This window comes from Erwinia sp. HR93 (assembly GCF_034555055.1).
GTDB lineage: Bacteria > Pseudomonadota > Gammaproteobacteria > Enterobacterales > Enterobacteriaceae > Apirhabdus > Apirhabdus apintestini.
In genome coordinates, this window is the sequence record NZ_JAXUDP010000001.1 from 2780351 (window position 1) to 2803794 (window position 23444).

The 23444-nt window shown below is 49.1% G+C and carries 33 protein-coding genes, 1 tRNA gene and 2 pseudogenes; 21 read left to right on the top strand and 15 right to left on the bottom strand.

Translation table 11 applies throughout. From position 1 onward, the window contains the following. Nucleotides 1-497 precede the first annotated feature (497 nt). Nucleotides 498-1157 carry an FtsH protease modulator YccA gene (yccA, locus tag SFA31_RS12955; protein WP_322838353.1) on the bottom strand — a complete coding sequence of 220 codons (660 nt, stop codon included), beginning with the start codon at nucleotides 1155-1157 and terminating at the stop codon, nucleotides 498-500. A gap of 547 nt (nucleotides 1158-1704) precedes the next feature. Between yccA and SFA31_RS12960 the strand changes: the two genes are divergently transcribed. Further along, nucleotides 1705-1792: transfer RNA gene (locus SFA31_RS12960), tRNA-Ser, on the top strand. A 143-nt stretch (nucleotides 1793-1935) separates the two neighbouring features. Here the strand turns inward: SFA31_RS12960 and SFA31_RS12965 are convergent. The 14 genes and pseudogenes from SFA31_RS12965 to SFA31_RS13030 form a co-directional block, all read right to left on the bottom strand. Next, nucleotides 1936-2958, bottom strand: coding sequence for a tyrosine-type recombinase/integrase (locus SFA31_RS12965; protein WP_322838354.1), 1023 nt, complete (start codon nucleotides 2956-2958; stop codon nucleotides 1936-1938). Then, nucleotides 2933-3178, bottom strand: coding sequence for a DUF4224 domain-containing protein (locus SFA31_RS12970; RefSeq protein WP_322838355.1), 246 nt, complete (start codon nucleotides 3176-3178; stop codon nucleotides 2933-2935). The genes SFA31_RS12965 and SFA31_RS12970 overlap by 26 nt, the downstream gene beginning before the upstream one ends. A gap of 66 nt (nucleotides 3179-3244) precedes the next feature. Further along, nucleotides 3245-4885, bottom strand: coding sequence for a DUF4942 domain-containing protein (locus tag SFA31_RS12975; protein ID WP_322838356.1), 1641 nt, complete (start codon nucleotides 4883-4885; stop codon nucleotides 3245-3247). Beyond that, entirely contained in the window at nucleotides 4878-5324 is a 447-nt protein-coding gene (locus SFA31_RS12980; protein WP_322838357.1) for a hypothetical protein, read from the bottom strand. The genes SFA31_RS12975 and SFA31_RS12980 overlap by 8 nt, the downstream gene beginning before the upstream one ends. 2 nt (nucleotides 5325-5326) lie before the next feature. Next, a pseudogene (locus tag SFA31_RS12985) lies at nucleotides 5327-5674 on the bottom strand (ead/Ea22-like family protein); the annotation flags it as partial. A 133-nt stretch (nucleotides 5675-5807) separates the two neighbouring features. Then, complete coding sequence (locus SFA31_RS12990) at nucleotides 5808-6137, bottom strand: hypothetical protein (protein WP_322838358.1); 330 nt, start codon at nucleotides 6135-6137, stop codon at nucleotides 5808-5810. Then, nucleotides 6127-6423: a hypothetical protein gene (locus tag SFA31_RS12995; protein ID WP_322838359.1), complete on the bottom strand. Its 297-nt coding sequence runs from the start codon at nucleotides 6421-6423 to the stop codon at nucleotides 6127-6129. The genes SFA31_RS12990 and SFA31_RS12995 overlap by 11 nt, the downstream gene beginning before the upstream one ends. A 226-nt stretch (nucleotides 6424-6649) precedes the next feature. Continuing rightward, nucleotides 6650-7213, bottom strand: coding sequence for a siphovirus Gp157 family protein (locus tag SFA31_RS13000; RefSeq protein WP_322838360.1), 564 nt, complete (start codon nucleotides 7211-7213; stop codon nucleotides 6650-6652). Continuing rightward, nucleotides 7210-9465: an exodeoxyribonuclease VIII gene (locus SFA31_RS13005; RefSeq protein WP_322838361.1), complete on the bottom strand. Its 2256-nt coding sequence runs from the start codon at nucleotides 9463-9465 to the stop codon at nucleotides 7210-7212. The genes SFA31_RS13000 and SFA31_RS13005 overlap by 4 nt, the downstream gene beginning before the upstream one ends. Beyond that, a complete protein-coding gene (locus SFA31_RS13010) occupies nucleotides 9458-9721 on the bottom strand; it encodes a hypothetical protein (RefSeq protein WP_006118878.1) in 264 nt (87 codons plus the stop codon). The genes SFA31_RS13005 and SFA31_RS13010 overlap by 8 nt, the downstream gene beginning before the upstream one ends. Nucleotides 9722-9786: 65 nt before the next feature. Continuing rightward, the gene (locus SFA31_RS13015; RefSeq protein ID WP_322838362.1) at nucleotides 9787-10086 is read right to left on the bottom strand and encodes a hypothetical protein; all 300 of its coding nucleotides are present in this window, start codon (nucleotides 10084-10086) and stop codon (nucleotides 9787-9789) included. 199 nt (nucleotides 10087-10285) lie between these two features. Then, entirely contained in the window at nucleotides 10286-10477 is a 192-nt protein-coding gene (locus tag SFA31_RS13020) for a DUF1482 family protein (protein ID WP_322838363.1), read from the bottom strand. Continuing rightward, complete coding sequence (locus SFA31_RS13025) at nucleotides 10474-10617, bottom strand: hypothetical protein (RefSeq protein ID WP_322838364.1); 144 nt, start codon at nucleotides 10615-10617, stop codon at nucleotides 10474-10476. The genes SFA31_RS13020 and SFA31_RS13025 overlap by 4 nt, the downstream gene beginning before the upstream one ends. A gap of 177 nt (nucleotides 10618-10794) precedes the next feature. After that, nucleotides 10795-11202, bottom strand: a complete 408-nt coding sequence (locus tag SFA31_RS13030; protein ID WP_150037984.1) for a helix-turn-helix domain-containing protein — start codon at nucleotides 11200-11202, stop codon at nucleotides 10795-10797. Nucleotides 11203-11284: 82 nt separating this feature from the next. Here SFA31_RS13030 and SFA31_RS13035 point away from each other — a divergent pair, with 82 nt between their 5' ends. The 20 genes and pseudogenes from SFA31_RS13035 to SFA31_RS13130 all read left to right on the top strand — a co-directional run bounded on the left by SFA31_RS13035 (nucleotide 11285) and on the right by SFA31_RS13130 (nucleotide 23435). Next, nucleotides 11285-11518: a Cro/CI family transcriptional regulator gene (locus SFA31_RS13035; protein WP_322838365.1), complete on the top strand. Its 234-nt coding sequence runs from the start codon at nucleotides 11285-11287 to the stop codon at nucleotides 11516-11518. Beyond that, a complete protein-coding gene (locus tag SFA31_RS13040; protein ID WP_322838366.1) occupies nucleotides 11496-11984 on the top strand; it encodes a toxin YdaT family protein in 489 nt (162 codons plus the stop codon). Before SFA31_RS13035 ends, SFA31_RS13040 begins: the two co-directional genes overlap by 23 nt. Before the next feature lie 113 nt (nucleotides 11985-12097). After that, nucleotides 12098-12901 (top strand): annotated as a pseudogene (locus tag SFA31_RS13045) (replication protein); the annotation flags it as partial. 331 nt (nucleotides 12902-13232) lie between these two features. Then, on the top strand, nucleotides 13233-13679 hold the full coding sequence (locus SFA31_RS13050; RefSeq protein ID WP_322838367.1) for a replication protein P: 447 nt from the start codon (nucleotides 13233-13235) through the stop codon (nucleotides 13677-13679). Nucleotides 13680-13741: 62 nt separating this feature from the next. Beyond that, entirely contained in the window at nucleotides 13742-13930 is a 189-nt protein-coding gene (locus SFA31_RS13055) for a hypothetical protein (RefSeq protein ID WP_322838368.1), read from the top strand. Continuing rightward, on the top strand, nucleotides 13924-14307 hold the full coding sequence (locus SFA31_RS13060; RefSeq protein ID WP_322838369.1) for a hypothetical protein: 384 nt from the start codon (nucleotides 13924-13926) through the stop codon (nucleotides 14305-14307). The genes SFA31_RS13055 and SFA31_RS13060 overlap by 7 nt, the downstream gene beginning before the upstream one ends. Nucleotides 14308-14453: 146 nt before the next feature. Beyond that, nucleotides 14454-14609 (top strand): type I toxin-antitoxin system Hok family toxin, encoded by a 156-nt coding sequence (locus SFA31_RS13065; RefSeq protein WP_322838370.1) that lies wholly within the window; start codon nucleotides 14454-14456, stop codon nucleotides 14607-14609. 343 nt (nucleotides 14610-14952) lie between these two features. After that, nucleotides 14953-15150, top strand: a complete 198-nt coding sequence (locus tag SFA31_RS13070) for a hypothetical protein (protein WP_016192912.1) — start codon at nucleotides 14953-14955, stop codon at nucleotides 15148-15150. Nucleotides 15151-15207: 57 nt separating this feature from the next. Further along, the gene (locus SFA31_RS13075) at nucleotides 15208-15807 is read left to right on the top strand and encodes a DUF1367 family protein (RefSeq protein WP_322838371.1); all 600 of its coding nucleotides are present in this window, start codon (nucleotides 15208-15210) and stop codon (nucleotides 15805-15807) included. Then, complete coding sequence (locus SFA31_RS13080; protein WP_322838372.1) at nucleotides 15804-17339, top strand: phage N-6-adenine-methyltransferase; 1536 nt, start codon at nucleotides 15804-15806, stop codon at nucleotides 17337-17339. Before SFA31_RS13075 ends, SFA31_RS13080 begins: the two co-directional genes overlap by 4 nt. Further along, nucleotides 17336-17875 (top strand): NUMOD4 domain-containing protein, encoded by a 540-nt coding sequence (locus SFA31_RS13085; protein WP_322838373.1) that lies wholly within the window; start codon nucleotides 17336-17338, stop codon nucleotides 17873-17875. The genes SFA31_RS13080 and SFA31_RS13085 overlap by 4 nt, the downstream gene beginning before the upstream one ends. Beyond that, complete coding sequence (locus SFA31_RS13090; RefSeq protein WP_322838374.1) at nucleotides 17872-18159, top strand: DUF1364 domain-containing protein; 288 nt, start codon at nucleotides 17872-17874, stop codon at nucleotides 18157-18159. Before SFA31_RS13085 ends, SFA31_RS13090 begins: the two co-directional genes overlap by 4 nt. Then, a complete protein-coding gene (locus SFA31_RS13095) occupies nucleotides 18156-18539 on the top strand; it encodes a hypothetical protein (RefSeq protein ID WP_322838375.1) in 384 nt (127 codons plus the stop codon). Before SFA31_RS13090 ends, SFA31_RS13095 begins: the two co-directional genes overlap by 4 nt. Next, complete coding sequence (locus SFA31_RS13100; RefSeq protein ID WP_322838376.1) at nucleotides 18536-19246, top strand: bacteriophage antitermination protein Q; 711 nt, start codon at nucleotides 18536-18538, stop codon at nucleotides 19244-19246. Before SFA31_RS13095 ends, SFA31_RS13100 begins: the two co-directional genes overlap by 4 nt. Before the next feature lie 219 nt (nucleotides 19247-19465). Further along, nucleotides 19466-19819: a phage holin family protein gene (locus SFA31_RS13105; protein WP_322838377.1), complete on the top strand. Its 354-nt coding sequence runs from the start codon at nucleotides 19466-19468 to the stop codon at nucleotides 19817-19819. Continuing rightward, a complete protein-coding gene (locus tag SFA31_RS13110) occupies nucleotides 19812-20423 on the top strand; it encodes a glycoside hydrolase family 19 protein (RefSeq protein WP_322838378.1) in 612 nt (203 codons plus the stop codon). Before SFA31_RS13105 ends, SFA31_RS13110 begins: the two co-directional genes overlap by 8 nt. Next, the gene (locus SFA31_RS13115) at nucleotides 20420-20950 is read left to right on the top strand and encodes a DUF2514 domain-containing protein (RefSeq protein ID WP_322838379.1); all 531 of its coding nucleotides are present in this window, start codon (nucleotides 20420-20422) and stop codon (nucleotides 20948-20950) included. The genes SFA31_RS13110 and SFA31_RS13115 overlap by 4 nt, the downstream gene beginning before the upstream one ends. Continuing rightward, the gene (locus SFA31_RS13120; protein ID WP_322838380.1) at nucleotides 20950-21093 is read left to right on the top strand and encodes a hypothetical protein; all 144 of its coding nucleotides are present in this window, start codon (nucleotides 20950-20952) and stop codon (nucleotides 21091-21093) included. The genes SFA31_RS13115 and SFA31_RS13120 overlap by 1 nt, the downstream gene beginning before the upstream one ends. An 825-nt stretch (nucleotides 21094-21918) precedes the next feature. Further along, a complete protein-coding gene (locus SFA31_RS13125; RefSeq protein ID WP_322838381.1) occupies nucleotides 21919-22824 on the top strand; it encodes a hypothetical protein in 906 nt (301 codons plus the stop codon). After that, nucleotides 22821-23435 (top strand): methyltransferase domain-containing protein, encoded by a 615-nt coding sequence (locus SFA31_RS13130; protein ID WP_322838382.1) that lies wholly within the window; start codon nucleotides 22821-22823, stop codon nucleotides 23433-23435. The genes SFA31_RS13125 and SFA31_RS13130 overlap by 4 nt, the downstream gene beginning before the upstream one ends. The last annotated feature ends 9 nt before the right edge of the window (nucleotides 23436-23444 follow it).

A 23444-nucleotide genomic window follows, 5' to 3' on the forward strand; every position in this document is an offset into this window, starting at 1 on the left:
AAAAGAGAAAGTGTAACAAAAGCGCAGTTCTTAAAAAAGACGGCCGGCTAGATTTATAGGGCCACTCTCATATGCATTGAAGCGTATGACGCTATGATTGGTGCTATCAAAACTTATTTAATATTTTGGGATTGCCTTAATGATGAAATAGTTGCATTACAGGTGACTAATATGCGCCAGGCTTTCAGTCGTGGGTATTTTAGTATCAAATATCATAAATATTATCTCTGCCGGATTTGGGATAGCTTAAATATAATCTGTAAAGATACCTGTAAGACGTTTTGCTAATCAAATTCAGCGTTATTTGGTATGAATTAATATAAGTCAATTGTATGATAATTATATGAATTTAATAGTGTAAACATGGGCGTCTAGCTATAGGGAATATCAGTTAATGATGCATGTAATTAGCATTATTCCTATAGTAGGTCTCTATGCTTTGATTTAAAACCGCCTTGCCGGTAAAAAAGGAAGACGGTATTTAAACGTGAAATCTATTAGTCGCGGCTGGTAAAGCCCAAAATACTCAGCAGACTGACAAATATATTATACAGTGAAACGTATAAACTCACCGTTGCGCGAATATAGTTAGTTTCACCACCGTGAATAATATTGCTTGTTTCAAACAAAATGGCGCCAGAAGAGATAAGAATAAACAATGCGCTGATGGCTAACTGCAACGCGGGCAGATGCAAAAATAAATTTGCCACCATACCAACCAGCACGATAACTATACCGGCCATCAGCATGCCGCTCAGGAAAGACATATCTCTGCGGGTCGTCAAAACATAAGCGGAGCAGCAGAAAAAAACTACCGCAGTACCGCCAAGCGCCAGAGCGATGGCATCTCCCATCCCCGCAGAGAGAAAGCTATTTAATAGCGGACCCAGAATGTAGCCAAGGAAGCCGGTGAAAGCGAAAGCGGCCAAAATGCCAAGAGGTTTGTCAGCCAGTCGGTATGTCAGGAACACCAGGCCGTACATGCCGACCAGCGTTAAAATAAACCCGGGGGCAGGTAAAGCGAGTAGGGTACTGGCCGTTGCAGTAATGGCAGAAAAAGCCAGCGTCAAACCAAGGAGGAAATAGGTATTGCGCAGCACCTTGTGCGAACTTAATAGCGATGAATGGCCGCGTGAAGAAACAATAGTACGATCCATTATTCATACTCTCTTATTTACAGGTATTGTTAGTACCGAGCATAAAGACAGGGATGAATGAGGTGAAGGTGGTTTACCCATCTTTACGCAAAAAGTGCTATCTTCTTTAGTAACATGTTATTTTATATAGGTTTATGCATTGATAATGCCATTATTAGTAGATCAATTTTTAGCGAGTTTATTCTGATTCAGAAGCCGGGGTAATGCTTCCGGAAATCTCGTTCGTTAAAAGCGATGACCCCTTGTTACTGTTCATAAACTAATGCGCAGAGAATTTCGGCATTAAAAAGAGTGCTATGGACATTAAAAGCGGAAAGTGGAAATCAGCGAGGCAGTTTTGGTCAACCTCAGCGTCTTTGACAGTATTTACTAAGCTGAAACCTGGGAAAAGCCAGGATCTTAAGGCCTATATGAGCATTAGTATGATGGTTTTATAAACAAAGTGCTGTCATTTCAGTCATATGAGCGAGAATTGATGATTTTTACGTCAAACGATAGCGCTAAGGCTTTACAACCACTCTGGCGATGTTTATAGTTCGCGTCATCAGGAAGTGTGGCCGAGCGGTTGAAGGCACCGGTCTTGAAAACCGGCGAGGGGAAACCCTCCCAGAGTTCGAATCTCTGCGCTTCCGCCATATAAAACAAGGGGTTGCCGAATGGCAGCCCCTTTGCTTTTGGGGCGGTTGGTATACTGTTGGTATATTCACTTGGTATATTCGGGCTGCTTTCATCATCGCCAGAACGAAAAAAATCCCGCCGAAACGGGAATTTTTTGTAATTAACTGGCCGTTTTCTCCATCAGCGGGACGTCCAGAGATGGCGTAATTTTCACTTTTCGATCGTATATCAGAACCTGGCTCTCAGTCTTGTGTCCGGAGAAAAGTTGCTTGTCCCTGCTGCTACCTTCATAGTCAGAAATTGCCTTCGCTTTAAGATCATGGAAGTTGCACCCAAACGGCATACCGGCTTTTTGCTCTGCTGCCCGCTTGGCGTTGTTCCACCAGGTGTTCAGCGTTTTTGCGGTTATCGAACCGTCTTTCCCTGTGATAACGTGGGGGCCGATTTGTGCCAGGGTATTTCTCGCCAACTGGATAGCAGAGCGCAGGCGAGGGGACCAAGACTTTATTTGCTTTGTTCCGGTTTTGCCCTGTTCGATATAAATGCCCTTATCCATGATCTCATCCCACTGTAGCGCCAGAACATCACCCAGACGCGCTGCGCAAAGATAGGAAATTTCCATTGCCACCTGAAGTGCCGGGATAGCCTCGGCATATATCGCCGCATATTGTTCGTCAGTGATATAGACGGTTCTGGCCTTAGCCGGAAACTTCCTCACCCCTTTGCATGGGTTCCCTTTCACATATCCCCGTTCGTATCCCCACCCGTACACTCGGCTCAGGCTCGCCAGTTCGTGATTAGCCTGGGTTTTGCTTTCCAGCCCACGCTTATCCATATACACCCTAACCTGCTCGGTTTTCACATCATCAGCCCGCATTTTCCCGAACACCTTAATTAAATTTTTTTGCTGCTGGAGATAGTCTTTCTGTGTCCTGGGGGCCAGTTCTGTGAACGCCGGTGACTCCAGAAATAGCCCCCACAGTTTAGCGACCGTCATGATATCGTGGCGCTTCGCCTTCGCCGCTTCGTATTTCTCCCACAGCTTTGACATGCTGGTGCCTTTTATTGGCGCCAGTGTAACGGTGGCCGTAGTTCCTTTTGGCTTCCAGACATAGCTGTATTTATTGGCTCTGACGCGTGGCGGCAGGCGATTATCTTTAGGATTTTTTCTCGGTCTTCCCATTGTCCAGTGCTCCAAAATCGGGCTCAGGAGATACGTATTCGGATACGTTCGGCAATGGTTCTACCGGCATCTGTAAATTCCGCCGGAGAACGATCGGCGCGTTATTACGCCCCGGAATAAATGGGATCCCGTGGCAACGCAACTGGTGCTGCTGCTCCGTATATCGTTTGTAGCCAGTTATCTCCTGAATTTCAGCCGGTGATAGTGTCAATTCGTACATGCGCAATATCTCGTACTGCGGCCAGCAATTTACGATGCAGGCCGAATTAAAACTGATTCTTAAAAATCACTTCCTGTCGGCTTTCAGCATGACTACCGAAACGCCGGTACCATCAAATTCGTTATCGATTAACCCCGACCAGCTACAGGCCCACCCAGGCAGAATGGCTTTTTTGCGCATACCTGCCGGCAGGATCGCTACAAGACGGCCGCCGGGTTTAACCAGTTCAGCAGCAGCGACTAAATGAGCCTGGGCGCGGCCTTCACTGAATGGGGGATTCATCACTATCTTGTCGAAGCGGCTGGCGGTGGTTTGGGCCCACTGGATGAAATCGGCCTGTTCGACTGCCAGACCTTTAGCTTCAAGCACCCGACAATGCAGTGAAGAGATTTCCACGCACAGGGTCTGCTCTGTTGGCATAAGAGTGGCAAGACTTCCTGTGCCAGCGCTTGGCTCCAGGCACTTATCGCCAGGTTGAATGTCAGCTTCGGATACGGCCCAGTCGGCCAGTGATTCTGGAGTGGGGTAGAACTGATGTGACTGATGGTCAGGAATACAGCCCGATGCGATAATTTCGCCCAGCACCCGGGAAGGATCGTAATCGAACTCCCAGATATTGATATTCTTATTTGGGCCAGCTTTGATCAGCACGCCGCCGATGGTTTCCAGTATTTTCCCCGCCTGGCCCCGGATCGCTTTATCTTCGTCGCGCCAGTCAAATCGGCGGTTAAATGGGTTGGTGGTGAGCGGTTGTGTCCAGTCGTCCCATCGATTGCGTTGAATCGGCAGGTGACGCTCTGCCTTTAAGCCCGCCAGCACTTCCAGAACGGCAAACGGCAGTGGTTTGCTCATCAGCACAAAATCTTTGAGCTTTTTCTTTGGTTTCTGGCGGAATTGTGGCGGGATCGCCAGCGGGTACAGGTGCGCCAGAATGCAGTTGAGCCGCCAGGCCATATCCGGGTGTACTTCGAGGTGTGCTGTACCTTTCAGATAGGCCCGGACACGTAACGCTCCACCATCCAGCACCAGCCATTCACCGTGTCGGCAGCGGGCTTCCTGTAGTGCGTCGTCGGTTACACGCCAGCGGGGTTCGTCGCGGCCCATGAATTTCGCGATCACCTGCCGTAGGTCCTGGATATAACCACTCATATCGTGATTCGTCATGCCGTAATCGGTGAACACCCGGGCAAGGATCATGCGTTTGCCGAAACCTTCCGGCCTGTTGGTAACGTGGTCGCCGGAAAGAGCGCGGAAAATACCGTCCACACGCTCGGAGAAAAATTTCTGTCGTGAGTTGAGAAGCTCCATGATTGTTGCCCGCACGGTGTCCTCTTCAAAATCTGGGGTTTTCATTTCCCGGATCTGTTCGTCCCACTCTGTGCGGCGATTATTTGGCATGTATTCGTACACATCAGTCATGTTCAGGGCTTTTTGCCAGAATGTTGAGTTCAGACTTGCTATAGCGCCTTCGATTTTGAACAGGTTGCTGACGCCGCCGAAATAATGGCGGCGATCATGATCCTGGTTACCCTCCAGAAAATGGTGTACGGATGAATGGTGCGTGTTAATTAACCCGGACATCATTTCTATGTCGGCCCGGAGTTGCTTGTACTGGCCGATCAGGGAATCAACCAGGTCGGAGGATGCAGGGGCGAAAAACGCTCCATCAGATAGTTCTCCGTAGAGGATTTCTGCAACTTCACCCACGATCACCCCCGTTGAGCATTGCGGCGCGGCAGGCGTTCCATTCCTCATCAAACCATGCCTCGACATCATCACCGTTCGACGAATCAGCCGGGCGCTCTGGTGGCACTACTGGCGCTGGCTGCGCATGACGATAGAGTGGGGTGATGTTCCGGGCCTGACCTTCATCAATAGCCCATTCTGGAGGCGCTTCTCGCTCAATGATGCGCCTAAAGTCTTGCGGCCCCTCGCAGGTAATGCATGATGCCCATTCGTAGTCCCACGCCACCGGTTCCTGCTGCATGGCAGCCAGCGCGATACGCGCCAGATCTACGGTTGCTGGAGTTTTATGAGCGTCGGGAAAGTTCTCCTTCAACCATGCACCATGCGCGATGTGTTTCTGCGCATGTTCGATTAACTGCTCTCTGGTAAATGTGATCATGGTTTGGGTATGGTGTCGCAACATCACTCACTCCCTTTAATGCTGTCAGCGGCTTGTCCAATCACTTGCACCCACTTCAGTGATTCTTCTAGGGCTAAGTCCGGCCTGTTTTGCTGTAAGCAACCAACGATGTAGCCGTGAGCGCCAATCGCCTCGGTAAGAAACTGCATACCTTCAGGTGTGGTTTGGCTGGCTTCCAGTTCGCCAAGTCGTTCCTCCACCGCATCAACAGCATCAGCGAAACCGAACATGTTGCTCCACTCGGGACGCTCACCCGTTGCGGCCTGATACATATCAGCCAATGCAGCTTCGGCGTTATCACGCTCGCCTATGAGTTGGGTCTCGCTACGTTCAAGTTCTGCTATGCGCTGAAGAAGCGATGCTTCAGGCCTGGAATGTTCAGCACATGGGGTAATTTTGTGAACGTCTGAATATTCACCGCCGCCGTCGCTATATTCCATAACGCAGCCACATTTTGATTTGCCGTTAACAAATACGATTTGGTTATTCATGAGCGTCACCTTCAGCATTGCGGAGCCAGATGCATACTGGACCCTCTTCGGAATCATGAATCGAACCGATAAACCAGCCTTCACCTGCTGGTGGTTCTGGCTGCCATTCTGAAAAGTCGGGGTCGTACGGTGTATCGTCTAAATAATCAAACGAGTCAGCGTGAAGCTCGTAATCCCATTCCAGGCCTTTAGCCTTAACCCAATCGTTAAATTCTTCATCCGGCACGTGTTCACGGCCATTACAGAATTTTTCGTACTCAGGGTGAGTCCAACAGCCATATTCGTCACGCTGAACTTCTAATGCTTCAATTTTATTTGGCATCGCTGGACTCCTTTTTCCCTTCAAACTTTGTGCCGCAAAAAGGGCAATAAGACATCAGCACACTGTTTTCTAGGTTTGTGCACCGAACTTCTGGATCACCATTATTTTTTACCTTGCGATAGCGGAAAACGTATTTCAGGGAAACAGGTGACCAGTCGCCAGGCACAAGAATAAAACCTTGATTTTGGAAGCCGGATTCTTCGACTTCTGAACAATTTTCTTTAACCGCATCGCGAAAATGCTGGTCAAAGTCGTTACTTATTTTTTCAAAACAGTTACAGGCCATTTTTTGCTATCCGTTTTAATTTCGTTGCGTTCGTTTCGCTTTATCACTGCCGGGGGCTGCTCAACTATTCCGTGGTGCCGCCGGTACCCGTTCCGCATGTGCCAGATAATTTCGGCGGTGTGGTCTTTGAAGTCATCGGGTTCCGTTCTCCCGGGGAACAAAAGGCTGTTGAATTCGTCGCTCATATCTCTGTCTCAGTAAGCGGCCATTGCTGGCCGCATCCGGGTTAACGCACCTGCAAAGTTGGTGAACCTGTTTCGAGGTGAGCGCCGGGTATTGATTTGAGCAATTCCGGGTCTGGTTCTTCGCCGGCAGCGCGGGCCGCTTCGATTTTGGTAGCCAGCTCCTGCAATGCTTTTTTCAGTTCGTCGTTCTTCGGGGTTGTGACCACCTCCGTATGCGACTCGACAAACTCATCTGGCAATAAATCCACATTGTCGATCTTCAGGCTCACACCGCCTTTGCGGGCCGTAAAGGTGTTGAGAGTGGTTTTGAAGGTGGTACGGTTGCTGGCTTGCAGGCATTGCAGTAAGTAGCTTTTGAGTGCGTAAACCTGGCGTTCCCAGTGCTTTTTCCTTTCGCTAACCCGCGCTGCTTCTTTTTTGCAGGCTTCCGCTTTGGTATCGAATTCACGAACTTTAGCCATTACTGCATCGAATTTGTCTTCCAGCATTCCCTCTATGCCTTCCAACGTGTCAGCAATCATTTCGGGGGTAAGATCCCCGCCTTCGGCGGCGAGGGATTCAAGCTTGCTGATCTCTAAAGCGAGATCGATAGTACGGTTGCTCATGCTGCTTTCTCCTGCAATTTGGCGAGGCATTCGGATTTAACTTCTTCGAGGCGGCGCAGACGGCCCTCAAGATATTTGGCGTATTCCTGATTGTTGATTTCTTTGGCTGATTTCAGGTGAATACCAACTGTACGGGTCAGACTGCTGGCAATTTTCGAAACTTCATTCTGGGAAACAGCTTTACGCATCGTTTCGACGTTCTGCTTAAAGCGCTCGTCCAGTTCCTCGCGGATCCGGGAGGAGTCGTCCGCTTTTTCCGCGGCATCCTTAATGCCGAACTCAAGCACGCTTTCAGCTTTATATGCGGCGTCGTCGTAAAGACCGAGCCAGACATCAGCGGAGAAGCCGAGCATTGACAGGCATTTTTTTATTGCGTCGGTGAGCGACTTCTTATGCACCTCGCTATCGCAATAAATGCCGTTTTTGGTGGTTTGGCGGTATGGTGTTGAGCCAAAGTTTTCGACCGTCCCTTTTTCGCCGTCTTTGATGTACCAAAGCGCGATGCGCACATAGTGGTTCAGCTCGAAAAGCAGGGAGCCGTCGGCATCACGAAGAATGCGTTTCCCAACAAACTTGGTACCCTCAAAGATTTTTTCTGTAAGTGGTGCGCCTTCAACCATTTTGTCTTCGAGGATCGTCCATCCCCAACCGGTGCCAGCAGGGCCAAAAGATTCGGTGGCTCGCATAAACATGTATTCGGCATTAATGGAAGTGCCACCGAACCCGAGGTCGCCCATATCCTTCGTGTAACGAGGGTTGGTGCGCATAACGCTTTTCCAGAGTGAAAGGTTCTCGCTGTCACCGAGTTCTTTTTCAAGCTCATCTGCCCGAAGCACGAAAGCATCAGAATCTGGGGCTGCCTGTGGTACTACTTCCGTTTTTTCAACTTCATTTGAGGCGCTGTTTTCATCGGTTTGCGGCTGCTCTGGCGCCAGCCCTTCAATGCTGAAACGGCCATTACCGAGGTTATTGATACCGGGTTGATCACTGCTGGTCGGCTGCTGAACTGGCGGTGCCTCTTTCAGCGCCTGATATTCTTCTTTCGTGATCTCGATGCAGCCCTGTTCAATAACGGCTTCGAGTTTTGCCAGCTTGTTAGCACGGCCTGGCTGACCATCGGCAGTGCGATAGTAGAATGGCCCGGTACGCTCTACAGGTGGCGCAGTTTCCACCGTCCCCGTTGCTGGCACATCATCAGAGTGTTGCGGCGCCACTGTAGAAGTTTCTGTCGATTTAGATTCCAGTGGGTCAGTTGATGCCGCCGTGTTCTGTTCGGTTTCATCGTTGCCGTTCTCCATTTTCCCGTGGGCTTTGAGGTATTCGGTGATGTAGCGTTTATGTGATTCCGGGAAGCGGTATGTATCGACTGCCGGCACATTGCGAACTACGCCGAAAATAGTAGGGCGATCGTATTTGAGAATGTTGTCCTGGGTGCGAAGCTGAATTGACCAGCGTTTAAAATCCTCGCGATCCTCTTTGATGATGCCATTCGCCCAACGTGTTACAGAGGGTTGCGGGGCGTTTGGATCTACATCACCCGCCCAAAGTGCCGTGGCAATTTCAACGTCCAGAGTGCTATGCGTGTGTTTGTAGGGGCGCGGTACCACGACAGCAGATGATTCATCCACATCTGTATCAATGGCGTCGATTGCACCTTCTTTTCGTTCTTCTTCGTGACTCTTCAGCCATCCAGCAAGTGCCGCTTTAATTTCCGGCCACTTCTTATTAGGAACGCAGTTAACACGGACATACTGGATAGCTTCCAGAATGCGTTCCGGGTACATGGACACGATGGCCGGCATCTTGGAAATAGCATCGGTAATATGGCTGTCGAACGTTGAAGAGTCGCCCTGCTGCAATTCAATCGCTGCACCAAGCTGATCACTGGTGATTTCAGTCGTGTTGTATTTCACCAGTACGGCGACGCGCACTGATGGCTGTAGTTTGTCAAAATCAACAGGGCTGGTCTGGACGTTTGCCACAGGGTGGCCCAAATCGTCGTCCCATTCGTAATCGAATAAAAAAGTTTCATCCCATTCTTCGGTAGGGCTGGGAATACCGTCCGCTTCGGCATACATACGAAATTCGAACTGAGAATCGTCGCCGTCCGGAAAGGCTTCCATGAATAAAAGCGCAGCTTTCGCTTTCGCCTGCTTATCATTAACGGCCTCAAAAGCATGGGCGATTCGCATTTCGCCATTTTCTTCAGCGGCTTCCTCAAGGCCAAACCAACAGCCAACATATTTAGACATTTTCACCCCCGTTATTTACGGTTTGATAAGTTTCATTTAATTTTTTCAATACGTTTTCAGGTAATACGTATGGAAGGTTTTGTTTATCGCAAATCTTTAATTGGCTTATTACGTAAGTCGCCATTTCCTCTGTGGTGAGATAACCCTGAGCGATTAACTCGATAATCATTTTTTGCATTGCACTTGGAGCAATGCTTAATGTGATTTCATCACCGTTCGTCAGTGATAGCTTTTTGAACGCGAGAGTAATATCCAATTCATGGCTCCTCACTTGACAGATTACGCACTGAATTAATGCCCCGAACTAACGGGGCGTTGCAATTAGTGCATCCGTGTTGCCGAACCTGCGTTAAAAACAGATTTATATGCCTGATAGTTCATTCCAGACTTCTTATCGGCTTCTTCAACTTCAATACAAAGGAAAGAAATTGCTTTAATGGCACAGGTTGGACAATGAAAGGCACCAAGTTTATAGCCGCCATCAAGAACTACTGTGACCGCGTTTTTCTTTGGTAGATGAATAAAACCTGATACTGCTGAGTTACATTTAAATGATGCCAGGTCGGGATTGATTTCTGACAATTTTATTTCTGTGGTTTTAACTTCGATGGAATTAAACATAATGATACTCCTGAAAAAGATTGTGGATTTACCTGCCGGATTAACGGCATATTAAAAAATGAAACTAACAACTATAAATCGCGGTTTGTGTCAGAACTGCTTAAATCTACCAAAAGCATATATGGAACAATAACGCCAATTAACACTGGTGACAGAATGATAAAAATGAATCCAGTAATTATTAATATGGTTTCCATTATTAATATCCTGCTGGTTTTTCTTCTCCCTGATGAATTATTTTTTCAACTGGGTAGCAACTGCCTTCAATTTTTTGCTGAGCCGCAATTTTCATGCATTCGGTATAAGTCGGGAATATGTCAATTACGCTTTCCTGAACTTCCCCGGTTGTAAGATAAGTGGTCAGCACCAGAGCGAACAGGGGACCAGTCATATAGCACCTGTTAACCATTTGTAGGTTAAAGACTTGATGACCACCTGCTGTTTGTCCGCATCACAAACGGTTTCATCGCCCTGAATTTCGTAGATACATTGCAGATCGCTAACTTTCACATCCTGATATTGCTTAACCATTGCCTATCTCCTGTGTTATGCCCTTGTCGCCAGGCTGGCGGAACGTGTTATCTGAGAAATCACTGTGTGGTTTCGATGGGATGAGATTAGCCATTGCTAAGAATTAGATCAACACAAAATTAAGTTATAACTTGAAAAAAAGACGAAAAAAAACATAACGCATTGAAAGTTATTGCGTTATTTTTTTTGGCTGCGTTTCTTCGCCTTTAAGAGTTCTTCAAGTAGATTTTGGTTGTTTACGACTCTGGCTCGAAGCTCGTTAAGAAATTCATCTTGCTCTGTATCAGTTATCGCATTGAACAGATCAAGCAACTCCTGCTGGCGTTCGTCCAGTTGGACTAGTTGGTCACTCGGTTCCTCTGGGGTTTTACTCTCATCACCAAAAAGAATCCAAGCAGCAGGGCACCTTAGCACTTTGCATAACGCGTGCAGGTTTTTCCCTGTCGGTTCACTGGTATCCCTTTCCCACTGAGATACCGAAACGTCGGAGATCTTTAAGGCTTTTGCGAGGGATTTTTGTGTTAGACCAAGGCTTTTGCGGCGAGAGCGAATACGCTCTCCAATAGTCATATCTTGTATTGTCATAGTTAGCTAATACTAATATCCCTTGATCAAGTTATGGCTTGTGTATATCTTATTAGCTATGGCTAATTTATGAGGTTGAAGTATGTACACAAGGGATGCGCTCAAGTTTTTTGGAAGTAAAAGTAAGCTGGCATCAGCAGCAGGAGTAAGACTTCCATCAATTTACAAATGGGGTGAACTCGTTCCGGAAGGTAGAGCGATGCGCCTCCAGACAGCTTCCAATGGATCGTTAGTTTATGACCCAAGATGCTACGACAGTCATGCTAAAGCAAAAAGGGAAGGGGAACTGAATCATGAAAATCAGTCCTCCGATTGATGTTGTCGCATCTGAACTGGAAGCTTGGGCGCTTGAAGATGGCTGGAAAGCGGTCGGGATGGCCATAGCGGATCAATATCACGCCGATGGTGGTGGCGATATTCTTCCGGCGGTCAATACCGGAGACGGGCTTAGAAACGCAATTCAGCGTGTAAAGCGTATTTTCAGGGGATTTGATGGCCCTCGCTATGCATCGCTAGCGGTCGAATTGAAGCCTGTTGCGTTGTCCGTATTGCCTGCCGCACGGCGAGCCCGTATTGAGTCGCCTCGGGATCCTGCGCTGTTGGCTACGGTCGCAGCAAAAGAAAGTATTGAGGCGGTAAATGCTGTTCACCTTCGCGCCGCACCAGCCGTTGCATTGAAAGAAATTAACGAAGCTATATCTGCGTTTATGGCGATGAAGTCGGTGATCGAGCCGCTTTGTTGTGTTGATACGCAAAAAGTATATCGGGAATATTATGTGTGACATTAAAGAGAGCAATCGTAGAACTGGATTTCACCAGAACTTTTTTCAGGCGGTGGTCCTGTCCAAAGTGCATTGATTCATTTGTGAATTCTACAACGTAACAGGCGGTTCGCGTGGCAGAAATTGAAGATGGTTATACGCGCATTGCTAATGATCTTCTGGAGGCTGTAATGCTGGCGGGATTAACGCAGCATCAGTTGCTGGTATGCATGGCTGTTATGCGAAAAACATACGGCTTTAATAAAAAAGCTGATTGGGTCAGTAATGAGCAGCTATCTCAACTTACAGGCATTTTGCCGCATAAGTGCTCGGCGGCAAGAAGCGCATTGGTCAAGCGTCACATATTTATTCAGGATGGACGTTCCATCGGGATAAATAAAGATATTAGCGTATGGGTAAGTTTACCCGAATCAGGTAAGAAAAGTTTACTCAAATCGGGTAATAAACAGCAGGCTGAAAACCAAGAAACATTACCCGAATCAGGTAATTTTGACGGTGGAATATTACCTGAATCAGGTAAAGAAAGTTTACCTGAATTGGGTAAAGATGAATCTTTTAGTGAAAGCACAACATTACCTGATTCGGGTAATGTTGAAAGTGCAAGTTTACCCAAATCAGGTAAAAAGAGTTTACCCGAATCAGGTAAACACAAAAGACAAACTACAAAATACAAAAATACTAAAACCCTTTCGTCCAGGAATTCTTCCGAATCTCCTGACGAGCGTTTGCGGAAATTTTTATCGGCTCATCCTGACGCGGCGATTTACACCCCTAGCGGAAAGTCATGGGGATCTCAAAGTGATTTGGATTGCGCAGGCTGGATTTTTGAACGGGTGAAAATTATCAACCCCACACAGCGTGAGCCGAACTGGACGGCATGGGCGAATGACATTCGGCTGATGCGCCAGATCGACGGTTTTACCCACAAGCAGATTTGCAAGTTATTCAAGCATGCCAATCAGGATAAGTTCTGGCGCACCAACGTACTTTGCCCGTCAAAGCTCCGCGAGAAGTGGGACACCCTGACGGCGAAATTCAACGCAGGAGAACCTCAGCATGATCGGGACACCGGAGAATCAAACGCTACCAGGCAAATTCGCGAAGCCTTCGACCGCTGGGAGCAGGGCGACGGCGAGGAGGCTCTGGGAGGTGATGGGCAAGATATACGGCCAGCAGTGGATTGCGAAGAATGGAGCCATACCGGACGAACTCTGGATGGCACAGATAGGCAGCCTGACCAGCGACCAAATGACGAACGTTTGCAACTCCCTGGTAAACCGCTGCGCGGGTGGTAATTCGTGGCCTCCGAGCCTGGCTGAATTTGTCGCGCTGGTTGCTGATGCTGGTGGTGGGCGGTTAGGGCTGACAACATCTGATATCATGGCTGAGTATACTCGCTGGCGTAATGAATCTTACCGCTATGACAGCTCTGAGGCTTTTCCGTGGCGGCATCCGGTTCTGTATCAGATTTGCACGGAGATGCGCCGAACAGGTGTTGAGCGACAACTGACCCAGGGCGAGATGGAGGGGTTGGCTGCAAGGCAACTAGCGAAATGGGAAAAGCATCTGACTGAGGGAAAGCCTATTCCCCCAGTGAGAAAGCAGATAGCGGCACCGCGGCACCCATCTGGTCCGACGCCAGCGCAATTATTGCTGGAAGAGTACAAGCGGCGCAAGGCTGCCGGGCTGGTTTAAGATGGATGATTTGCATAAGCGAATGCACAAAATTCAATCAAAATGATAATGAGGAAATGAGAATGACTTCGGATGTTGAGAACAAAGATTTAGCCCTTCTTGAAAATGTAAAAGAGACATTGTTTCGTTTGAATGCTGAGTTATCACTCTCAAGTGGAAAGTACCCGGCAGATCAGGAGCGCATTGATCGTGTGAAGCGGATAGCATCTGCAATGGCACTTCGTATTGATGAGCACTTGCGAGGATGGTAGACACAAAACAACTGGTGTCGATTATTGAGAGAGGCGAGCAATTGCGGGATGAAATGCGCCGAACGGCAGAGAGTAAGGACGCAATCATTCGCCGTCAGGCGGGAAAGCTGAAAAATATTACACAGCTTAATAGGCTGCTTCGTGAGCGTCGCAACCGCGCAGCCAAAAGACTCAATGTTGCAAGAAATGAAACTCGCAACATAAGGGGCAGGCTGGAGAAGCAACGAAAGCGTGATGCTAACGAGGAAACATTTCACGCTGCGGTTAAAGCGGCTGCGAATGAGATGGGTATCTGGAAAGAATTACGTGATCGCGCTTTGCTGCTGGTATCAGAGAAAGATAACTCTTTGAAAAAATGCGGCGATGGAAGAGAATAATGCCGGGTGCTTGAGACTTTCTGTTTCAGGCATACACGAAGCAGAAAGAGAAAAGCCCCGAGCTGATGAATCAACCCGAGGCCCCTCGTATGCTAGACACGTACAGGTTAGCCTCTTACAGACCGAAAGGTCAAGGAGAAGCAGCCATGAAGCCACAAAACCCTGTTATCTGGTGCCTTGTTATCGTCTGTCTGACGATACTGGCATTCACTCTGTTGACTCGCCATTCGCTTTACGAACTGCGAATACGGGACGGTAGCAGGGAGGTTGCGGCAGTCATGTCTTGTGAGTCCAACCAGTAAGGGCAACCGGCGGGGAGAAATCCCCGCCACCGCTGTGTTTAGCTGAGGCGTTCCCAGGCACCCATTCCCTCTCGTTTAGTCCTGATCCTGTCGCGTAATTCGTTATCCCACTGTTTCTCTATTACATTGTTCGAAAAACACACAACTAATTGATTTTTATCGACATGATCAAAAATAAATCGATAGGTACTGGAGAATGATACTGGTTTTATATACAGTATATTGATGCCACTTATCTCAAACAGCTCTGACATGTTGATTGAGATAAGCGTATGCATCGGCTTAACTATCGGGACGCGCGAAGGAAAGTAAAGGATTCCCAAAAACATGCTGGAGCAAAGTGATGATCATACCTGACCACTTAATTCGTGGCCTGAACAACAGCACAAGACCCGTTGTGCTTTACAGGAACGAATACGGCGATGTTGTTTATGGCTTTGTGCTGCGCCCTGATGAATTTGTAACCAGTGTGCAGCAGATGGCTGAAGCGCGGAAAACTGCCGGAATATCGGCTGTTGATGATGCTGATAATCCACTATAATCTATACACAGGTCTGAACAACCTGCTGAGAAACCACTGTGTCACCGGAGAAAACCGATGGCACAGATTCAACTACAAAAAGTTAGCCCCGAAACCCTGATCCCGGCAACGCCCGAGGCCAGCGAATTTCTGCAACGCATCAAAATCGGTGAGTGGATTCACGCTGACTTTAAGCGTGTGCGCAACTACCAGTTTCACAAACGCTTTTTCAAACTCCTTCAGCTTGGCTTTGATTACTGGACACCCACCGGCGGCGCTATTCTTCCTGAAGAGCAAAAGCTGGTTAACGGCTTCGTCGATTTTCTCTGCCGGCAGGTGGGCCAGCAGCATAGTGTTGCGCTTTCCGACGCCGCAGAAAAGTACCTCGCTGATGCAGCCCATATTCGTACGCGTGATATTGCCCTGCTCAAATCCTTCGAAGCCTATCGCGAATGGGTGACTATTCAGGCTGGCTATTACACTGAGCACATTTACCCTGATGGCAGTCGCAACCGCCGGGCAAAGTCGATTTCCTTTGCAAAAATGGACGAAATTGAATTCCAGCAATTCTATAAATCCACCCTGAATGTTTTATGGAACTGGATCCTGTTCCGTAAATTTTCATCGCCAGCCGAAGTCGAAAATGTCGCTGCTCAGCTTTTGGAGTATGCCGCATGATTCAGATACCTGAGGTTATTAGTTTCTCCGGTGGGCGTACATCGGGTCATCTGGTCTACTTGAAAAATCAGGAACGACTGAAAGGCGCAGACATTCATTTTCTTTTTATGGATACCGGAGCGGAGCATCCGGGCACTTATCAGTTTGTTCGCGATATGGTGAAACATTGGGATATTCCGCTGATCTGTTTGCGTGTTGTTGTCAATCCAGAATTGGGGCAGGGGAATAGTTATCGGGTTATTTCAGTGGATGAAATTGGCCCGGATTTGAAGCCGTGGCGAGATATTTGCGAAAAATATGGTACGCCGTACTTAGGTGGCCCTTTCTGTACGCGAACAATGAAAACAGAAGTTTTCGAGCGTTATTGCCGTGATATGTTTGGTAAAGGCAACTACCGCACATGGCTTGGCATTCGTGCTGATGAACCAAAACGCTTGAAAGATCGTTCTGGCGTAAGCTACTTGGCTGATATCAGCCCATTCGAAAAACAGGATGTTCTGGACTGGTGGAAAGAGCAACCCTTCGATCTGCAAATTCCGGGACACTTGGGCAACTGTGTTTTCTGTGTAAAAAAAAGCATAAATAAACTTGCGCTCGCCGCTCGCGACGAGCCAGCGCTCGCCGCTGACTTCTGGCAGCTTATTAATGATCCATCGGTACGAGTCGTTGAGCGCAGGCAGCAAGAAAATAAAATCATGTACAGGGGGAATAACTCACTGGAGAGCATTATTGCTCTTTTTTCTGAGCATAGCCGGGAAGATATTGCATCAACTATCAAAGGTGGCGGCGGGTATGACTCAGGCTCGTGCTCTGAAAGTTGTGATATTTACAATGACGATGATGAGGGAGAGAACGAGCAGTTTGACGCACCTGAACCAACAAAAATTAATCCGTATTGTCGGGCGTTGACAGAACTACAGCAACGTCCCTCACACAAACTTAAAGAAATTGGCGATCAGTGGCGAACACCTGAAGCACTTTGGTGGGGCATTAACGCAAAATACGGTCCGTTCTCTCTCGACCTGTTTGCCGACGACCATAACGCCAAATGTGATGCTTATTACACGGCAGAAAACAATGCATTAACACAGGACTGGTCCGCTCGTCTCGGAGTCCTCGGTGGTGCTGCGTACGCTAACCCGCCATACAGCCGTGCTCAACAATTCGAAGGCGAGTACATCACCGGAATGGTGCCAATCATGCAGCATGCCGCAGCGATGCGGGAAAAGGGTGGCCGGTATGTGTTTTTCATTAAAGTCGCCACGAGTGAAAGCTGGTGGCCGGAGAATGCTGATCACATAGCCTTCGTCCGTGGCCGCATCAGCTTTGACCTTCCTGACTGGTACATTCCCGCAGAGGGAGAGCCGTCTGAATCTTCTGCCGGTTTCGGTATGGCAATTGCGATATTCGATAAAACATGGACAGGTCCGGCGACAAGCTACATCAGCCGTGAAGAACTTGAATCCACAGGCCGCATGATCCTGACTCAGATTCATCGGGCGGCGATGAAGTTAGTCGGGGTGGCAGCATGATTAATTTTTGCGAAAAAAGTGAGCGCTGGCGTCCTGTGGTTAATTTCGAAGGGCTGTACGAAGTTAGTAATTTTGGTCGAGTACGTTCGGTAAGCCGCTGGGTTGATTTTGGCAAGGGGCGGCGGTTGAGTGAAGGGCGGCTATTAACCATCTCAATCAAGGGCGCGTATAAAAATGTTTGTCTCTGTAACAATGGTGTGGAGTTGACCAAAACAATCCACCGTCTTGTTGCTGAAGCCTTCGTTGCCGGTACTGGAAAAGTTGTTCGTCATTTGGATGGTAATTCGCTCAATAACCATGCGGATAATCTTGCCTGGGGAAGTTACCAGGACAATGAGAACGATAAAGCCCGACATGGCAGAACGCTCAAAGGGGAGAAGCATCATAACGCCAAATTAACCCGCGAAGATGTTATCAACATCAGGCAAATGCATGCACGAGGAATGACTCAATTAGCGATCGCTGCTGCTCTCTGCATTGGTCGTGGCGCTGTTGGGTGTGTTGTCAGAGGGGAAACCTGGGAGCACATCGAATGAAAAATCTCAGAAAAGAAGCTCGTGGGAGAGAGTGTCAAATACGAATTCCTTCGGTGTGCAATCACAACCCGGAAACTACGGTGCTGGCTCATTACCGGCTTGCTGGCACGTGTGGAACCGGATGTAAACCTGATGATGCACAGGGCGCGTGGGGCTGCGACGCCTGTCATTCCGCTGTCGATGGACGCATAAAAACACCTTATTCCCGCGATGAGCTTCGCTTATTTCACGCCGAAGCCGTTTTCCGTACGCAATCAATTCTCAGAAGTGAAGGCAAGTTATGAGCACTGAAACAGAAACCGAACTGCTGAACGTTGTGGCATTCCCGGCGAAAGAAGGGGTGGAAAAAAGCGATCTACAATTTTTGCCTGAGGGCGAAAAGGTCCGATGTTTTCACCCCGGTGTCTTTGTTAATGAGTCCGAGCGACAGGTTCGTTGCCGTCGTTGCGATAGCGTATTGGATCCGTTTGATTATCTGCTGTCTATTGCTCGGCGAGAGGTGCAACTGGCAGACACCGTTGATTATCTCCGCCGTGAAGAAAAACAGCGGCGCCAGAATATCGAAAAACTTATCCAAATTGAGCGCAACGCGAAGTCAAGGATCCGCCGGGCAGGGTGTAAAGAGCCTTTACCCCTCTGGCAGAATGAGGTGATTACGAAATGACACCTCAATTACTCGAATACGCCCGTATAGAACTAACCCGTGCATTAGTGGATAACTCAGGTAAAACAAAAGGGCAGTTGCAGGCATTTTGTGAGCATCCTCCTGCGGATAAAGACCGTAGCCCACGCAAGCCGATTCATGTCGTCGAGCTGGACAATGGTCGGGGAGGGGTTCAGTGCGTAAAAGCTGAAAATAGTGCTGTTTACGTGCTGGAGACGCGTAGCCGCCGCAGGCCATTACCACCGATTAACGATTATGAGTTTGCCGGAGCACCGTGGCGCCGCGCAGTGAATTTCCTGCCAGAGTACGAGCAGGCTTGGCTAAAGTATTGCTACGGCTTCGATCTGACGTTCCGTTATCAGACGCTCATATGCGAAGTAATCTGGAACGGACATCAAAAATATCTGCCGTCAGGCCTGTTGAATAAAACTAAGAAGCGGTTAATTTCGCTGATCTGGCTTGCCGCGCAGGACGTTGCCGCCACTCGAAACAATGACACATACAAAGAGTACGCTGGAGCGGCGTTAGCCAGGTTAATGAGTATAAACCCTTCAACATGGCTTCGCGTCTATGCGCCTCATTGGGCCCACTTCAAGCGTGCATTCGACGAGTTGGACACAGAGGCTTTGCAGCATACCCTTGACCACCATTGTGAGGTGCTTCCAGAAGAGGTTGAATGGACGCTATTGCAAAATGCAACGAAATAATCCATATTTAATGCAATTCTGATATTTTGCCAGAGTTATAAGAACCCGCCTTTGTGCGGGTTTTGTCGTCTCTGGTGCTCAAAAATAAGGCCTCGGCATTTTGTCGGGGCTTTTTCGTATCAAAGGCCGCTGACAGGTCATTTAGTGCAACGCCTTTCCCCGTTTCCGCTCCTAGATTTTCGGGGATTTTTTATTCTCACCAGACCGGAGCCGGAATGGATGGACAACCAACACTTACCGCCCGGATTCTGGACGGTCACCCTGCTGTGGGTGAAAACCAATGCCCCTTCAATTTATGGATCGCTGGCCGCGTGTGGCATGGCGACGATGATTACGTTGCGTGATGGTAAATCGTGGAGCAAAGCGATTTTATCGGGCGCCATATGCTTGCTGATTGCTCTCGGCGTAATTAATTCCCTCGAATATTTTGGCTGGGATAAAGATCACGCCCTGCTGGTGGGCGTGGTTGTCGGCGGCATTGGTGTTGAGCGCTGCCTGGCGATCATGAACGTGTTCGCAAGCATGAGAACCAACACGCAAATTGAAAAAGAAGGAAAAAGTAAAGATGAATAAATCACAGTTTCAGAAGGCGGCTAATATCAGCGCCGAGTTAGCTGCGCGTTGGTTTCAGCCAATTGATGCGGCGATGAGTGAATTTGGCATAACCTCCTCCGATGATCAGGCGATGTTTATCGCTCAGGTGGGGCATGAGTCTGGAGGATTTACTCGGCTGGTGGAAAGCCTGAATTATTCTGCTGATGGCTTAAAAGCAACTTTCGGAAAGTATTTCCCCGGCGACACCGCTCAACAATACGGCCGCACAGCTGATCATCCGGCGGATCAAAAAGCAATTGCAAATATTGTTTACGCACACCGTATGGGGAATATCGCAGAAAGCGACGGCTGGAATTATCGCGGTCGTGGCCTGATTCAGATTACCGGGCACGACAATTACCGGGATTGCGGTGCTGGCCTGGGTGCCGATTTACTACTGGTTCCTCAGTTGCTGGAGCAGGATGAATATGCGGCTCGTTCGGCGGCGTGGTTTTATACCTCAAAAGGGTGTCTGAAGCTCAGCGGTGATGTTGCGGCGGTGACGAAAATCATCAACGGCGGCACCAACGGTCTGAATGACCGACGGGACCGTTACGAAACAGTGAAGTCGGTGCTGGTATGACCGCGTTCCTGGTTCTGCTGAAAAAATACTGGAAGCCATTAGCGATATTTTTGCTGATGGCTTTTTTGTTATGGCGTTCGTACAGCACCGGGTTCAACTCAGCAGATACGGCATGGAAGCTGCGATGGGCGCAGCGTGACTTGTCTGATTCAACCGCTGCGCTGCACCGGGATATATCAGAGCGGGCCGAGGAACAGAGGCGCCAGAGTGTTATTAACGAGGAACAGAAACGTGCAGATGATGAACTGGCGAAGGCTCAGGCCAATGTTGATGCTGCTCGGCGTGCTGGCTACAGCTTGCAACAGCAGCTCTCCGATATACGAGCCAGATACGGGCGGAGTGAAACCGGCCGCCTCTCCGCCCTTGCCAGCGCAAGCGAGGCAAAAGCAGAGACCGCCAGAGTGCTTGCCGAGTTGCTTAGCGAATCTGGCAAAAGAGCGGGTATCTATGCAACAGAGGCTGACAGAGCTTTTATCGCAGGACAATCATGTGAACGAATCTATGATGCAGTGAGAGAGAAAAAATAATGGAATACGCAATTATCGCAGTTATTAGTGCTGTTGTCGGGGTTATTGCCGGTGCCCTGGTGTATCGCAAACATTCGGCACAGGGCGACGCTATCGTGCAGCAACTGAAAGAGCTGCAGGATAAGCTCGAAAAACGACAGTAAGCAGTATTACAGCGGCCATTCTAAGAGTGGCCGCGATAATGCTAATTCTTGGTAGAGGACGCCCACAGCGGCAGGTGGGGCGTTGAATAACAGCCGCAGCGCATCAGTTTATGCTCCTCTGCGCGATTTATTCGCGTTGTGAAACGGGGTGTGCGGACAGCCGGAAAGACGGCCTTCTTTTTTTGACAGGAAAACATTATGGGAAATAGGCCCTGGTACAGGAGCGGCTTAAACAGGAACAGGCGAAATCCCCCGGTGACGGCTGACACTGTGATCTGTATTGCGTCGGGCCCATCTCTGACGCGTTCAGATTGTGATTTGGCGGCATCCTCTGGTTTTCCTGTTATCGCGATAAATAACTCATGGCAGATAGCCAGACGATGCCGGTTTATTTTTGCGTCTGATCTGGCCTGGTGGGAGGCGAATCACGATCAGATATCTGTTAATGCGAGCAGGTGGACGACGTCAATAATTGCCAGCCACCGCTACGGAATAAATCTCTACCGCCCCCGATACTACAACGGCTTTTGCTCCGGCTCCCGGTCTGTTGAATTTGCCGTTGATCACCTGGGTGCCCGCCGCGTTCTGCTACTGGGTTTTGATTGCAGTACCCGGAATGGGCTGCACTGGCACGGCAGCCATGAGGGGAGCCTCAAGAACCCGACACCTCAGGCGCTGGAAAGCTGGCGCCATGCATTTTCCGATCTGGCCGACAGGCTGGCCGGTAATGCGGAAATAATCAACTGCTCACGATATACAGAATTAACCTGTTTCCCGAGAGGGGATATAGAGCGATTCACCTGTTAACCTGCTTGAGATGAATTTATGCCTGAAAGAATTTTTTTCCAGGGCATGGAAGGTATTGGCGACAATATCAACCAGCGCGCATTTATAAAGGCCCTGGCCGAACAGGGGAATGAAATCTGGTTACGGACGCCACTACCGGAAATCTACGCAGGTATTCCGAATGTCCATTTTGTTCGGGCCAATACGAAATTGCGCACTCAGCGAAAAAATGAGCAGCGTACAAAAATAAAATATGAGCCGCTGCCGTTCAGCACTTTCACGCGCAAGCGTATTTTTTACGGTAATCAGCACTTAAAAAATGGCAGCGTGTTTGATGCGATGGAATCGCAGTTCGGCATTGCGCCGGCACAGATGGATCTCCCGAGTTTTAGTCTGCCCGATATTGGTCTGCCGGCAGATAAACCGATCGCCGTCGTGCGCCCCACGATAGAGCGTACAGAATGGCATAACGCCAGCCGTGGCCCCCTGAACATCTATATCGATGAGGCGGCGCGCATGCTGGCAGCCAGGGGATATCACGTTGTGAGCATTGCTGATTGTGAGCCAGGGCAGGAGTGGATACCGGACATTGAGCCGTTCGCCCATCAGAAGCTGCACAACGGCGAGCTGACGATTACTCAGATGCTGGCGCTGGTGGAGCGGGCCGACATCGTTGTGACCGGCGCCTGCGTTATTTTTCATGCGGCCATGGCATACGGCAAGCCGATGATCTGCATTCAGGGTGGAAACGGCGGAAATAACCATCACACCAAAATTACCGATCTGCGCTGCTCCGATTTGAGCCGTGCGCTTTTTGTCTACCCGGATAATTACTGCCACTGCCAGGAAATGCTACATCACTGCGATAAGCGGATTAGCGATCTGGCCGAAAAAATAACGCCGTTTATCGATCGCATTGGAATATCGAAAGGGGTGGCGGCATGAGGGATTTTACCAGGGCGATGAATGATGGGCTGGTGTGGTTGCCGCAACTCGGTGTTGGCCGCTACCCGGTGCCTCCTGAACGGCCATATGATGACGGTTATTTCCTGCGCTACCAGGGGATGGCAGAAACCGAAATGGGAAGGGCGTTGACGAAAGCACGCATTGCCCTGGTTGCCCGCCATTATTCCGGGTCATTGCTGGATGTGGGGATTGGTGCCGGCCAGTTTGTCGATTCCCGCCCTGACACCCTCGGATATGACGTTAACGCCGCAGGTATTGCCTGGCTGAAAGAGCGGGGCAAATGGGCGGATCTGTACGCAGGCGAATATGACGCGCTGGCGTTCTGGGATTCGCTGGAGCATATCGATGATCCCGAAGAGGCTGTAAGCAGGGCGCGCGAATGTGTCTTTGTTTCCATTCCGATTTTCTCGGGGGCGGAAGATGTGCTGTCATCGCGGCATTTCCGGCCTGATGAACATATCTGGTATTTCACCCATGAAGGCCTGATCGCCTGGTTTGAGCGCATGGGATTTGCCTGTGTCGAGTGCAACCGGGAAGAAAGCCGCCTGGGCCGGGAGGGGATAAACAGTTACGCCTTTAAACGAGTCTGAGAGGGTTTG

Bases quoted from the DNA above. Each gene is read 5' to 3' on its own strand.
- yccA (WP_322838353.1), bottom strand. From the start codon at position 1,157: ATGGATCGTACTATTGTTTCTTCACGCGGCCATTCATCGCTATTAAGT.
- SFA31_RS12965 (WP_322838354.1), bottom strand. From the start codon at position 2,958: ATGGGAAGACCGAGAAAAAATCCTAAAGATAATCGCCTGCCGCCACGC.
- SFA31_RS12970 (WP_322838355.1), bottom strand. From the start codon at position 3,178: ATGTACGAATTGACACTATCACCGGCTGAAATTCAGGAGATAACTGGC.
- SFA31_RS12990 (WP_322838358.1), bottom strand. From the start codon at position 6,137: ATGCCAAATAAAATTGAAGCATTAGAAGTTCAGCGTGACGAATATGGC.
- SFA31_RS12995 (WP_322838359.1), bottom strand. From the start codon at position 6,423: ATGGCCTGTAACTGTTTTGAAAAAATAAGTAACGACTTTGACCAGCAT.
- SFA31_RS13000 (WP_322838360.1), bottom strand. From the start codon at position 7,213: ATGAGCAACCGTACTATCGATCTCGCTTTAGAGATCAGCAAGCTTGAA.
- SFA31_RS13005 (WP_322838361.1), bottom strand. From the start codon at position 9,465: ATGTCTAAATATGTTGGCTGTTGGTTTGGCCTTGAGGAAGCCGCTGAA.
- SFA31_RS13015 (WP_322838362.1), bottom strand. From the start codon at position 10,086: ATGTTTAATTCCATCGAAGTTAAAACCACAGAAATAAAATTGTCAGAA.
- SFA31_RS13020 (WP_322838363.1), bottom strand. From the start codon at position 10,477: ATGACTGGTCCCCTGTTCGCTCTGGTGCTGACCACTTATCTTACAACC.
- SFA31_RS13025 (WP_322838364.1), bottom strand. From the start codon at position 10,617: ATGGTTAAGCAATATCAGGATGTGAAAGTTAGCGATCTGCAATGTATC.
- SFA31_RS13030 (WP_150037984.1), bottom strand. From the start codon at position 11,202: ATGACAATACAAGATATGACTATTGGAGAGCGTATTCGCTCTCGCCGC.
- SFA31_RS13035 (WP_322838365.1), top strand. From the start codon at position 11,285: ATGTACACAAGGGATGCGCTCAAGTTTTTTGGAAGTAAAAGTAAGCTG.
- SFA31_RS13040 (WP_322838366.1), top strand. From the start codon at position 11,496: ATGAAAATCAGTCCTCCGATTGATGTTGTCGCATCTGAACTGGAAGCT.
- SFA31_RS13050 (WP_322838367.1), top strand. From the start codon at position 13,233: ATGACGAACGTTTGCAACTCCCTGGTAAACCGCTGCGCGGGTGGTAAT.
- SFA31_RS13055 (WP_322838368.1), top strand. From the start codon at position 13,742: ATGACTTCGGATGTTGAGAACAAAGATTTAGCCCTTCTTGAAAATGTA.
- SFA31_RS13060 (WP_322838369.1), top strand. From the start codon at position 13,924: ATGGTAGACACAAAACAACTGGTGTCGATTATTGAGAGAGGCGAGCAA.
- SFA31_RS13065 (WP_322838370.1), top strand. From the start codon at position 14,454: ATGAAGCCACAAAACCCTGTTATCTGGTGCCTTGTTATCGTCTGTCTG.
- SFA31_RS13070 (WP_016192912.1), top strand. From the start codon at position 14,953: ATGATCATACCTGACCACTTAATTCGTGGCCTGAACAACAGCACAAGA.
- SFA31_RS13075 (WP_322838371.1), top strand. From the start codon at position 15,208: ATGGCACAGATTCAACTACAAAAAGTTAGCCCCGAAACCCTGATCCCG.
- SFA31_RS13080 (WP_322838372.1), top strand. From the start codon at position 15,804: ATGATTCAGATACCTGAGGTTATTAGTTTCTCCGGTGGGCGTACATCG.
- SFA31_RS13085 (WP_322838373.1), top strand. From the start codon at position 17,336: ATGATTAATTTTTGCGAAAAAAGTGAGCGCTGGCGTCCTGTGGTTAAT.
- SFA31_RS13090 (WP_322838374.1), top strand. From the start codon at position 17,872: ATGAAAAATCTCAGAAAAGAAGCTCGTGGGAGAGAGTGTCAAATACGA.
- SFA31_RS13095 (WP_322838375.1), top strand. From the start codon at position 18,156: ATGAGCACTGAAACAGAAACCGAACTGCTGAACGTTGTGGCATTCCCG.
- SFA31_RS13100 (WP_322838376.1), top strand. From the start codon at position 18,536: ATGACACCTCAATTACTCGAATACGCCCGTATAGAACTAACCCGTGCA.
- SFA31_RS13105 (WP_322838377.1), top strand. From the start codon at position 19,466: ATGGACAACCAACACTTACCGCCCGGATTCTGGACGGTCACCCTGCTG.
- SFA31_RS13110 (WP_322838378.1), top strand. From the start codon at position 19,812: ATGAATAAATCACAGTTTCAGAAGGCGGCTAATATCAGCGCCGAGTTA.
- SFA31_RS13115 (WP_322838379.1), top strand. From the start codon at position 20,420: ATGACCGCGTTCCTGGTTCTGCTGAAAAAATACTGGAAGCCATTAGCG.
- SFA31_RS13120 (WP_322838380.1), top strand. From the start codon at position 20,950: ATGGAATACGCAATTATCGCAGTTATTAGTGCTGTTGTCGGGGTTATT.
- SFA31_RS13125 (WP_322838381.1), top strand. From the start codon at position 21,919: ATGCCTGAAAGAATTTTTTTCCAGGGCATGGAAGGTATTGGCGACAAT.
- SFA31_RS13130 (WP_322838382.1), top strand. From the start codon at position 22,821: ATGAGGGATTTTACCAGGGCGATGAATGATGGGCTGGTGTGGTTGCCG.